11 protein-coding genes, 1 tRNA gene and 1 rRNA gene are annotated in these 11518 nt (G+C 43.1%); 5 read left to right on the plus strand and 8 right to left on the minus strand.

Annotation, left to right across the window (positions count from 1 at the left end; genetic code table 11):
* Positions 1-315 precede the first annotated feature (315 nt).
* The 4 genes from AAEZ02_RS00925 to AAEZ02_RS00940 all read right to left on the minus strand — a co-directional run bounded on the left by AAEZ02_RS00925 (position 316) and on the right by AAEZ02_RS00940 (position 3782).
* Positions 316-1497, minus strand: a complete 1182-nt coding sequence (locus AAEZ02_RS00925) for a BaiN/RdsA family NAD(P)/FAD-dependent oxidoreductase (RefSeq protein WP_124012896.1) — start codon at positions 1495-1497, stop codon at positions 316-318.
* A 135-nt stretch (positions 1498-1632) separates the two neighbouring features.
* Positions 1633-2649 (minus strand): NAD(P)H-dependent glycerol-3-phosphate dehydrogenase, encoded by a 1017-nt coding sequence (gene gpsA / locus AAEZ02_RS00930; protein WP_101033401.1) that lies wholly within the window; start codon positions 2647-2649, stop codon positions 1633-1635.
* Positions 2650-2652: 3 nt separating this feature from the next.
* Entirely contained in the window at positions 2653-3141 is a 489-nt protein-coding gene (gene secB, locus AAEZ02_RS00935) for a protein-export chaperone SecB (protein ID WP_101033402.1), read from the minus strand.
* 206 nt (positions 3142-3347) lie between these two features.
* Positions 3348-3782 carry a rhodanese-like domain-containing protein gene (locus AAEZ02_RS00940; protein ID WP_101033403.1) on the minus strand — a complete coding sequence of 145 codons (435 nt, stop codon included), beginning with the start codon at positions 3780-3782 and terminating at the stop codon, positions 3348-3350.
* 249 nt (positions 3783-4031) lie between these two features.
* On the opposite strand from AAEZ02_RS00940, the gene gpmM reads away from it, so the two are divergent.
* The 3 genes from gpmM (at position 4032) to AAEZ02_RS00955 (ending at position 7692) form a co-directional block, all read left to right on the plus strand.
* Positions 4032-5576 carry a 2,3-bisphosphoglycerate-independent phosphoglycerate mutase gene (gpmM, locus tag AAEZ02_RS00945; RefSeq protein ID WP_351079276.1) on the plus strand — a complete coding sequence of 515 codons (1545 nt, stop codon included), beginning with the start codon at positions 4032-4034 and terminating at the stop codon, positions 5574-5576.
* Positions 5577-5586: 10 nt separating this feature from the next.
* A complete protein-coding gene (locus AAEZ02_RS00950) occupies positions 5587-6720 on the plus strand; it encodes a murein hydrolase activator EnvC family protein (protein WP_124012898.1) in 1134 nt (377 codons plus the stop codon).
* A 255-nt stretch (positions 6721-6975) separates the two neighbouring features.
* Positions 6976-7692 (plus strand): divergent polysaccharide deacetylase family protein, encoded by a 717-nt coding sequence (locus AAEZ02_RS00955; RefSeq protein WP_335686938.1) that lies wholly within the window; start codon positions 6976-6978, stop codon positions 7690-7692.
* On the opposite strand, the gene AAEZ02_RS00960 is transcribed toward AAEZ02_RS00955, so the two are convergent.
* Together AAEZ02_RS00960 and AAEZ02_RS00965 are read right to left on the minus strand one after the other, a co-directional pair.
* On the minus strand, positions 7667-8122 hold the full coding sequence (locus tag AAEZ02_RS00960) for an Rrf2 family transcriptional regulator (protein WP_124012900.1): 456 nt from the start codon (positions 8120-8122) through the stop codon (positions 7667-7669). The genes AAEZ02_RS00955 and AAEZ02_RS00960 overlap by 26 nt on opposite strands.
* Before the next feature lie 35 nt (positions 8123-8157).
* Positions 8158-8409 carry a YkgJ family cysteine cluster protein gene (locus AAEZ02_RS00965; RefSeq protein ID WP_101033408.1) on the minus strand — a complete coding sequence of 84 codons (252 nt, stop codon included), beginning with the start codon at positions 8407-8409 and terminating at the stop codon, positions 8158-8160.
* Positions 8410-8728: 319 nt separating this feature from the next.
* Between AAEZ02_RS00965 and rihA the strand changes: the two genes are divergently transcribed.
* Positions 8729-9661 (plus strand): pyrimidine-specific ribonucleoside hydrolase RihA, encoded by a 933-nt coding sequence (gene rihA / locus AAEZ02_RS00970; protein WP_351121594.1) that lies wholly within the window; start codon positions 8729-8731, stop codon positions 9659-9661.
* 53 nt (positions 9662-9714) lie between these two features.
* Positions 9715-10623: a ribokinase gene (gene rbsK, locus AAEZ02_RS00975; protein WP_351121597.1), complete on the plus strand. Its 909-nt coding sequence runs from the start codon at positions 9715-9717 to the stop codon at positions 10621-10623.
* Between the two features lie 365 nt (positions 10624-10988).
* Here the strand turns inward: rbsK and AAEZ02_RS00980 are convergent.
* Positions 10989-11065, minus strand: a tRNA-Asp gene (locus tag AAEZ02_RS00980).
* Positions 11066-11168: 103 nt separating this feature from the next.
* Positions 11169-11284 (minus strand): 5S ribosomal RNA (rrf, locus tag AAEZ02_RS00985).
* Positions 11285-11518: the final 234 nt, after the last annotated feature.

Consider the following 11518-nt stretch of genomic DNA (forward strand, 5'->3'; position numbering starts at 1 on the left):
TGTCGTTACTGTTGAAAAGTCTGAGGTTGAGTCCCTAGCTCCCAAAGGGGCCAATCTTGAAAACTTAACATTGGAAGGCTTAGCGTTAGAAGGATGGCATTCAGAGAATAAGACTGGTTGCCATTTATCTTCTGCAGGGGTTTATTGCTTATGACTATCATCCTTAATATCACTCGACACTCAATATATTCCTTATTGCTGTTTAACAGCGATAAGCCCACCAACATCCCTTGGTGATTTCAGCTCACCGCTTTTACTGATTACTTCACCACTTAAAATCCCCAGACTACTGGTTCTTTTATCATAGTTACAAATCTAAACGGCCAACCCTGCCGCGACACCAGAGCTCCAGGCCCATTGAAAATTAAACCCGCCTAACCAACCACTTACGTCCATTACTTCACCAATAAAATACAATCCTGGGACCTTGTTGGCTTGCATGGTTTTAGATGACAGTTCATTGGAGTCAACACCACCTAAAGTGACTTCTGCGGTGCGGTAACCTTCAGTACCATTCATGATGATTGACCAATGATTTAACTCATTAGCCAGCTTTTCACGCTCACCATGACCGAGTTGGTTTAGGGCTTTATCTAATTGAGACTCTTCAAATAGCGCTTCAACCAAGCGTTTAGGTAACCATTGGCTTACTGTATTACGTAGACTTTGTTTTGGGTGATGTTTTAAGGCAAATTCGATTTTATCTAACGCGCTTTCACCCGGCAACAAGTTGATTGAGATAGCTTCACCTGGCTGCCAATAATTTGAAATTTGTAATACGGCTGGACCTGATAGACCGCGATGAGTAAACAATAAAGCCTCACTAAACTGGGTGCCATCTTGCGCGGTAATGGTTGTTGGCACGGCAATGCCAGATAACGGCTCAAAACGAATTTTTTGATCGCTATGCCAAGTGAACGGTACTAGGCCTGCACTGGTAGGTAACACTTTTAAGCCAAATTGCTCTGCCAACTTATAGCCATAAGGCGTGGCACCCAGCTTTGGCATCGATAAGCCTCCGGTGGCAATAACCAGTGAATCACAGCTTAAATCACCGTTAGAGGTATTTAAATTGAAACCGGCTTCAGTCTTGCTAACCGAGAGTATTTCAGTGCGCAGCTTTACCTTGGCACCTGCCCATTCGCACTCGGTCATCAACATAGTGACGATTTCTTTAGCGGAGTCATTACAAAATAACTGCCCATGGTCACGTTCATGGTATTCAATCCCGTGTCGCTCAACCAGTTCAATAAAGTCGCTTGAGCGATAGCGGGCCAATGCCGATTTCACAAAGTGCGGATTACCACAAATAAACTGCTGCGGCTCAACTTTTTGATTGGTGAAGTTACAACGTCCGCCGCCACTGATCAGAATTTTTTTGCCTGCTTGTTTGGCATTATCCAGCACCAACACATCACGACCTCGATAGCCCGCGGTAGCAGCACACATTAACCCTGCCGCACCGGCGCCGATAATGATTACGTCATGATGTTTCACGTTTTACTCCACACGGTTTAAATGGGTTACTTGGTTCTTAATTGATAACTATTAAATGCAAAAAAGGATGCTATTTTAGCATCCTTTTTACTAGGGTCTGTTAACCTTTATGGCTAACTTAACTACTGTGCCGCACTATTTTTTGAGTGTTTCAGACTTTTTATCTCGGCTGAGTAACACTTTTGACGCTTCAACAGGAGATTTACCTTGGTAAAGCACTTGATAGATTTGCTCAGTAATCGGCATTTCTACCCCTAGGCGTTTGGCTAAGGTAAACACTTCTTTGGTATTACGGTAGCCTTCGACTACTTGACCAATTTCTTGTTGCGCGGTGATCACGTCTTTGCCTTGACCTAAAGCCAAGCCAAAACGACGGTTACGCGACTGATTGTCGGTACAAGTTAACACCAAGTCACCTAGACCCGCCATGCCCATAAAGGTTGATGCATCAGCGCCAAGCGCGACACCTAAACGGCTAAGTTCGACTAAACCACGGGTTATTAATGCCGTACGAGCATTAGCACCAAAGCCAATACCGTCAGACATTCCAGCACCAATCGCAATCACGTTTTTAACCGCGCCGCCTAGTTGTATACCAGTAAAGTCGTCATTGGCGTAAACGCGCAGACGTTCTGGACTGTGGAGTAGCTCAACCAAATCATGAGTAAACTGAGGGCAAGTACCGGCAACCGAAATGGCTGTTGGTAAACCAGCCGCTAATTCTCTCGCAAAGGTTGGACCTGACAATACCGCCAATGGATACTGTTCGCCTAATTGCTCGCGGGCAACATCTTGTAATAAACGACCGGTTTCGGGTTCTAGCCCTTTAGTCGCCCACACAATCCGAGCATCTTCACGCAATAACGGCTTAGCTCGTTTGAGTACATCACCAAATACATGGCTAGGGACTACCACTAAGATATTTTTGCTTGCCGCGAGTGCCTTTCCTAAATCAGCTTCGATGGCTAAACAATCAGGAAACTGAATACCAGACAGAAACTCCTCATTACTGCGCTGCTCAGTTAAGCGCGCCATATGATCGGCTTCATGACCCCAAAGTAATACCTTGTGGCCGTTACTGGCTAAAGAAATAGCAAGGGCGGTGCCATAAGAGCCCGCCCCTAATACCGTGATTTCGGCAGCGTTATTCATAGCTTATGCTGTGACTTCTTCGGCAGAATTTGCTTGTTCTGCTGCAGTTTGACGCTGTTGAACGTACTGAGCAAATAGCGCATCAAAGTTAACTGGAGCAAGGTTTAGTTGTGGGAAAGTACCACGGCCAACTAAATTACCCACTAATTCACGTGCGTATGGGAATAATACGTTAGGGCAGTATGCACCTAAAGAATGAGCAAGTTGTTGCTCAGTTAACCCAACGATGGAGAAAATACCCGCTTGCTGAACTTCACATAAAAATGCGGTGTCTTCGCCGTTTTTAGCCGTAACGGTTAACGATAAAATCACTTCATATGTGTCATCAGACAGCTTGTTGCTGCGAGTATCTAAATCTAATTTTACTTCTGGGTTCCATTCTTTCTGGAAAACAGCTGGGCTGTTTGGCGTTTCAAAAGACAAATCCTTTGTATAAATACGCTGAATGTTGAACTGTGGTGCTTGCGCTTCGTTGTTTGCTACTTCAGCCATAATTTCCTACCTATCGATGTTATTTAGCTTTTCTGTGAAGCTAATTGTGTTGGGCTTGCTCTTAATGTATATAGAATTAATCTAACATTAGTGCTATCCCGTAAAGTTGATCCGGCTCGATAAATGGTAACGAACAAGATCTTGATAATAAACAGTGTTAGCTCATTCCCAAACTTGTTAACACTGAATACCATTAAGCAACAGTATTAACGCTTGCTTTTAACTACGGGTAAATTTGCACCCTTCCATTCGCCCATGCCACCTTTAAGGTTAGACACGTTTTCAAACCCTTGTTTAGTAAGAAGTTGAGCGGCTTGAGAAGATGTAGTACCTGAGTCACATACTAATATAATGGGGTTAGTTTTGAAATTTTCAAGGCTAGTGACTTGATTATTTTTAATTTCTGATAAGGTCACATTAAGCGCATCAACAATATGGCCTTTTTTAAATTCTTCTTTACCTCGCACATCAACGACTCTGGCATCTTGCTTATTCACCATGAGTGTTAGCTCTTGATGACTGACAAGTTTCACTTTTGATATACTTGATTTAATGACACTGAAAACAAGCGTTACAAACAAGCCGACCCAAGCCAAACTTAACATTGGGTTCGCTTTAAAAAATTCCATATATTCTTGCATAATTACTAATTTCTCTGACGATGACTAAGATGAGATGGCCTCGAGTATATCGTTTTGCTCGGCAGTTTTCATTAAAGAAACACCTAAAATAGACGCTTTAAGCCGACTTATTCGTGACTGGTCCCTCGTTATTAGCTGCTTTAGTTATATCTTCAAACCTATATGCCTTTTGCACATTATCAAGAAGTAGTAATATTCATACAATTGAAATTTTATAACACTTCTATTTTCAACTTAAAAGGTACTTGCATGACGACAACAAAACGTCCACTCGCATTACTTATCCTTGATGGCTGGGGTTCCCGTGAAAACACGCAAGATAATGCGATTTTTCATGCCAACACCCCTGTTTTAGATAAGCTCAATGCGCAATATCCTCACAGTCTTATTTCGGGTTCTGGTATTGACGTCGGATTACCCGATGGCCAAATGGGTAACTCTGAAGTAGGCCATATCAATATTGGTTCAGGCCGAATTGTGTATCAAGAACTCACCCGCATCAGTAAAGCGATTGCCGACCATGAGTTTGAGAAAAACCCAGCACTTTGCGATGCGGTAGACAAAGCCATTGCCGCTAACGGTGCCGTTCACATTATGGGGCTTTTGTCTGCCGGTGGCGTTCACAGCCATGAAGAACATATTGAAGCTATGTGCCGTATGGCCGTTGAGCGCGGCGCAACCAAAGTGTACTTACATGCCTTTTTAGATGGCCGAGATACACCTCCGCGCAGCGCTAAAAACAGCTTGCTTCATTTTGACGAGCTATTTGCCTCACTAGGTCATGGCCGCACGGCATCGATTATCGGTCGTTACTTTGCCATGGATCGTGATAACCGTTGGGACCGCGTATCGCAAGCCTACGAATTAATCACCGAAGGCAAAGCCAAGTTCGCTTATGCTTCGGCAGCAGAAGCGCTGGACGCTGCATATGATCGAGATGAAAACGATGAATTTGTTGCTGCATCTGCAATTGTTGATGCTCAAGGCGAAGCAGCTGAGTTAAACGATAACGATTCGCTCATTTTTATGAATTTCCGCGCCGATCGTGCCCGCCAAATTACCCGCTGTTTTGTCAATCCTGATTTTGATGGCTTTGCACGTAATAAAACACCAAAAATCAACTTTGTGATGCTGACTGAATACGCGGCCGATATTAACGCCGCAGTAGCCTATCCATCTGATAATTTGGTGAATACCTTAGGTGAAACCCTGCAAAAGCAGCATAAAACTCAACTGCGCATTTCAGAAACTGAAAAATATGCTCATGTGACCTTCTTTTTCAATGGCGGTAAAGAAGAGCCATTTGAAGGCGAAGATCGCATTTTAATTCAGTCTCCTAAAGTCGCTACCTACGATTTGCAACCTGAGATGAACTCAGCAGAACTGACCGACAAACTGGTCGCGGCTATTGAGTCTGCAAAATATGATGTGATAATTTGTAACTATCCAAATGGTGACATGGTTGGCCATACTGGTAAATTTGATGCTGCCGTTAAAGCCTGTGAAGCGGTTGATGCTTGCATTGGTCGTGTAGTAGAAGCATTAGCCAAAGTGGATGGCGAGTGTTTGATTACCGCCGACCATGGTAACGCAGACCAAATGACCGACCCGATAACAGGTCAACCTCATACGGCCCATACCAGTGAGTTAGTACCGTTTATTTATGTTGGCCGTGACGCCACAATAAAAGACAACGGGCGATTGAGTGATATTGCGCCAACTATGTTAACCTTGATGGGCCAAAGCATCCCAAAAGAAATGAGTGGACGCTGTATTATTGACCTTAAAGAGTAAACATTAACTCGTGATAACTCGTTTATTTGTTAAAGCCAGCATTGTTGCTGGCTTTCTAATCTTTTCATTTGTGGCAACTAGTGCTGATTTGTCTTCACGCCAATCGGCTTTGAAGTCTATTCAAGCACAAATAAACCAACAACAAAATTCGCTCAAAGATACAGCCAAGCAACGCGAAAAGCTTAATTCGTTACTTAAAAGTGATGAACAAGCCATTGCAAAAGCAGCTCAAAAAGTTAATCAATCACAAAACCAATTATCTGCGGTTAACCTAAAAGTTAAAGAATTAGATAAACAACAAGTTAATTTAGCCGAACTGAAACTGAGTCAGCAAGATACCTTATCAAAACAGCTTTCTAGTGCTTATTTGGCTGGTAATCATGATTACACTAAAATGATGCTTAACCAGCAAAATCCGGCTACGGTTGAACGCATGCTGGCGTATTATCAATACCTCAACAATGCCCGTATAAAAGCCATTCAGCAACTAAAGCAAACCAGCATTGATCTTAATAAAATCAAACAACAGCAAGTCACAACGCAACAAAAACTCAATGCTTTAGTGATAGATCAAAAACAACAGGCACAGCAATTAACCAAAGAGCAAAGCCAACGTCAACAAACTCTGACTCAATTGCAACGAACCTTATCCACTAAAGGCGCAAAATTAGAACAACTGCAAATAGAAGAGGCGAGTTTAAAACGCATCGTACAACAAGCTATGATTGCCGCAAAAGCCAATCCAACGATGGATGGATTAGTCAGTCAAAAAGCTAAATTAAAATGGCCAACCAAAGGCCGATTAAGTAAACGCTTTGGTAGCAGCCGCTCAGGACAAATTGTGTGGAAAGGTGCAGTACTTGCTGCACCAGAAGGACAAGATATTCATGCTGTGGCGTCAGGGAAAGTGATTTATGCCGACTGGTTACGTGGTTTTGGTATGGTGCTCGTCATTGATCACGGTAAGGGCTATATGAGCCTCTACGGTCACGCCCAAACACTATTAAGACAACCTGGTGATATGGTAAAAAGCGGCGAGTCTATTGCGCTCGTGGGTCGATCTGGGGGGCAAAGTGAGCCAGGATTATATTTCGAAATCCGTAATAAAGGTAAGGCCGTTGATCCTGCCTATTATTGTCGTTAGCCGCTCAAACACTCGGCATTGATATTCCATGATGTAATGCATTGGTTTAGCGCATTATTGAACACCGGCGAACACTGTCCCCAATATGGCGATAAACAGCCCTTGTAATTAGTACGGTATCAATAGAGATATTCATGACTATAATCAATCTGTTATGCTGATATTCTGCTATACTGATATGAATAATAACTCACAACTAGATAAGCTAAACTTGTGCGCAATCGACTCCTAATCCTATTCTGCCTATGCAGCATCATGCCTGCTACCGCCGCTAAATTAGCCATCATCATTGATGATATTGGTTATCGCCTAACTGACGAAGCCACATTGTCATTACCTAATGCCATCACTTTGTCGGTATTACCCCACACTCCGTTAGGACAAAAACTCGCGCAAGATGGTTTCGATAAAGGTCATGAGATTATGCTGCACCTCCCCATGCAAGCCTTAAATGGTAAAGCACTTGGACCTGGAGGGTTAACAAATGACATGACTGAGGTGCAAATTAAACAGAAATTACAAAGAGCATTCGCTAACATCCCATTTGCTAAAGGGGCGAATAATCATATGGGTAGTTTACTCACTCAGATGGATGAGCCGATGCTATGGGTAATGCAAAGCCTCAAACAGCAACAATTGTTTTTTGTCGATAGTTTTACTACTAAATACACCAAAGCGGGTAGCAAAGCCTTACAACTTGGCGTACCAGTACTAAGAAGGCATGTTTTTTTAGACAACAATATTGATGATCGAGCTCTTGAAAAGCAGTTCCAACAGATAATTAAGCGATCAAAGCAACAGGGTCAGCTCGTCGCTATTGCACATCCTTACCCTGAAACCATTCGATTTTTAAACGCTAATTTGGCTCGTTTAAAAGACAATGGCATCACATTAGTGCCCACATCTCAATTATTTGATGACGTGAATGTCGCGACAACAAGCCAGCCTAATCCATCTGCAACACTGAAATAGATAAGTCCGGTAATGTAGACAAAATCTCTGCTTTGTTCGATATAATATCGGCTAAAGTATATTGATCAAGTACAGCCAAATAGGCGGTAACCGCTTGGCCTAAGACTCCTTTTAATCGACATATTGGCGTAAATCGGCAATATGGTAATTCACAATTGATGGGCGATAATGAATGTTCTAAATCGCGAACCAATTGACCGATTAGTACCTCATCCGCGGTTTTTGCCAATCTAAAGCCACCGCTTTTACCTCTGACAGTTTGTAAATATCCCAGCTTTCCCAATTGATGGATAATCTTAGCTACATGGTTTGAAGAAAGATCAAACACACTGGTCACTTCTGCAATTCGAAATAAACTTTCGCGTTCAGGTTGTACCGCAAGATACATTAAAATGCGAATACCAAAATCTGTATATCGAGTTAGTTGCATGATCTAAAATATCCAAGGTAAATAAAACGGGCAGATTAGCATGTTGAAGACTCTAAATCAGTGATCAACCATAAAGCTTGTTCATTTTTGGTGCCACACACATCAATACTTGCACTAAACTCGGCACATACAACTGGACGATGTGGCTGACCGAAGATCATACACAGATTATCATCATTTAATTGAATACAACGCACCCCAGCAGGTTTACCATTTGGCATACCCGGTATTGCACTAGTAATAGAAGGCGCAATACAGCAAGCACCGCAACCTAGACGACAATTCACACTACTCTCCACGATTTCAAAACAGTTATACCTTCACTTAAACACGTTAAACAGCCATATGGAAAAACAAGCTTAATTTGCAGCAATGCTGCAGATGTTATATCGCCAATAGCAGGCCTTTTCACTCGCTTATTGGCCATTATAACATTTGGATCACTCATCACGCTTCGATAGTCTACAACGAGGTTATCATAACGGTATTCAATAGCGACTAGCAGTGGGTTTAATCTCTATATTAGATCACATTTACATCGTTTAAGCATTAATACAATCAGCCATGATGATACAGTAACCACACATTCAAATAAGGAAATCACCCATGAAACGTCCCGTTATACTTGATTGCGACCCAGGTCATGATGATGCCATTTCACTTATCTTAGCACTCAGTTCTTCTGAGCTTGATGTCTTAGCGGTAACAACCAGTGCAGGTAATCAAACACCAGATAAAACCCTAAATAATGCATTACGAGTATTAACATTGCTCGGGCGTCACGATATTCCGGTAGCCGGTGGCGCACCGAAGCCATTAGCAAGAGAACTGATCATTGCTGATAATGTACATGGAGAAAGCGGCCTTGATGGGCCCAAATTGCCAGATCCAGCCTTTGCGCCTGTAGAACATACAGCCATTGAACTAATGGCCGATAAAGTTGGCAACAGCAAACAACCCGTCACTCTTGTCCCTACAGGGCCACTGACTAATATTGCTTTATTTTTGGCTGCTCACCCTGAACTGCATCACAACATCGACAGCATAGTGCTAATGGGCGGCGCAGCAGGTGAAGGCAATTGGACTCCAGCGGCTGAATTCAATATTTTTGTCGACCCAGAAGCGGCTGACATGGTGTTCAAATCAAGCATACCTATTGTGATGTGCGGCTTAGATGTGACTCATAAAGCACAAATCATGGATGAAGATATTGAGCGTATTAGAGCAATTAATAACCCTATCGCTCTATGTGTCGCAGAATTACTCGACTTCTTTATGATTTATCATCGAGATCCAAAGTGGGGCTTCACCGGTGCACCACTACACGACCCTTGCACTATCGCATGGTTACTCAATCCATCACTATTTACCGCTGTCGATTGCTGGGTTGGCGTTGAGACGAAAGGGGAGTATACACAGGGTATGACCGTGGTTGATCGTTATCAATTAACCGCTAAACCTCACAATGCTAAAGTATTGTTCGATATTAACCGAACCGGTTTTGTCGACTTCATTGTTGAACGATTAAACGATTACTAGCAAATCAATGCCATGCAGAATCACTTAATTCTGCATGGGTTATAAGGAAATACATGAGCACTTTACTGGTTGTCGGCAGTGCCAACGCCGATCATGTCCTAACATTCAACGAATTACCCCAAGCAGGACAGACCTTAATTAGTCAGCAATATCGACTTGAACTAGGTGGAAAAGGGGCAAACCAAGCTGTTGCGGCTGCCCGATTAAGTAATACTGGCCAGAACGTATGTTTTATCAGTGCTCTGGGTGACGACAGCAACGCAGCAACAATGCGTAAAACCTGGGCCGCCGATGGGATTGACCTAATTGGTTGTTATGAAATAGCCAATGAGAGTACTGGCACAGCGGTGATTTTTGTTAACCAGCAGGGCGAGAACTGTATTGGAGTTGTGCCTGGCGCCAATGCCTATTTGTCTGCACAACATCTTCAGCAACAACAGGCATTATTTACCCAAGCTAATTTCTTGCTGGTTCAAGTAGAAACTTCGTTAGACAGTGTTCATCACGCATTAACATTAGCCAAACAACATCACTGCACAACTATCCTTAACCCAGCACCAGCGGCAAAACTGAGTAGCGATTTATTGTGTTTAATAGATATCATTACCCCCAATGAGACTGAGGCTTTCGCATTAACGGGAATTGATGTTATCGATCAACAAAGTGCAGCAAAAGCGGCAGAAAGTCTTCACAGGCAAGGGATTAATATTGTCATTATTACTCTAGGCAGTAAAGGTGCTTATGTCAGTGAAAAAGGCCAAGGGCGAATAATTCCAGCGCCCACAGTCAGCGCAATAGATACCGTAGCAGCCGGAGACACATTTAATGGCGCACTGATGGTAGCATTAGATGAAGGAAAAACCTTAAACGAGGCGGTCAAATTTGCCAATAAAGCATCTTCTCTCGCAGTCACTCGCCACGGAGCGCAAAGCAGCATTCCTTATCGAAACGAATTAGCTTAACCAGTAGTAAAAGTAATCCGGGTACGTTTTACTTCACTAAATCACATGAACGAAAAAGGCCTTTGCAGTAATGCAAAGGCCTTTTTCGTAAGTTTGCGGGCGAATATTACGGCTGCAATAAGATAAAGGACGAGAAGCATGGGAGCCGACGGGACTATTAGCACAAGACTATTAGCACAAGACTATTAACACGAGATTGTTTTGCGCAGATTGAGTTGAGAGTGACCCCATGTAACGTCTACCGCGTTGTGTTTTTAGGGAGTCTACAATCCCCATGTATGGGGTGAATGATCGCTCTATGACTGGTATTTCACCAAATTTCAGATACAAAAAAGCCTCGTCATATGACGAGGCTTAGATGTAATTGGCGGAGTGGACGGGACTCGAACCCGCGACCCCCGGCGTGACAGGCCGGTATTCTAACCAACTGAACTACCACTCCTTTAGCAAATTGCTTACGCACGATGCTAAATGCTTTTTAAGTCGCTAGTGTGTCAGCACAAGGAGACTTGCTTTTTCAAGCTACTCTTTCGAGTAAATTAGGCGCCTGGAAATGACCTACTCTCGCATGGGGAGACCCCAAACTACCATCGGCGCGATTGCGTTTCACTTCTGAGTTCGGAATGGGATCAGGTGGTGCCACAATGCTATGGTTTCCAGACAAATTTGCATATCTACCGCCTTTAAGGCCGTAAATAATAATTCGGAAAGCTGATTTTTTTGAGTCTGCAAAACACTGTTTAAGCGCTCTATTCTAACACTAAGGTGTATGACCTCCATGGAAGGAGGAAATACTTCAAAACGTCTGGAACGTTTTAAGTAAAACCCATCTGGGTTGTATGGTTAAGCCTCACGGGTCATTAGTACAAGTTAGCTCAACGCCTCACAACGCTTA

This window comes from Shewanella sp. T24-MNA-CIBAN-0130 (genome assembly GCF_040310185.1).
Taxonomy (GTDB): Bacteria; Pseudomonadota; Gammaproteobacteria; order Enterobacterales; family Shewanellaceae; genus Shewanella; species Shewanella psychromarinicola.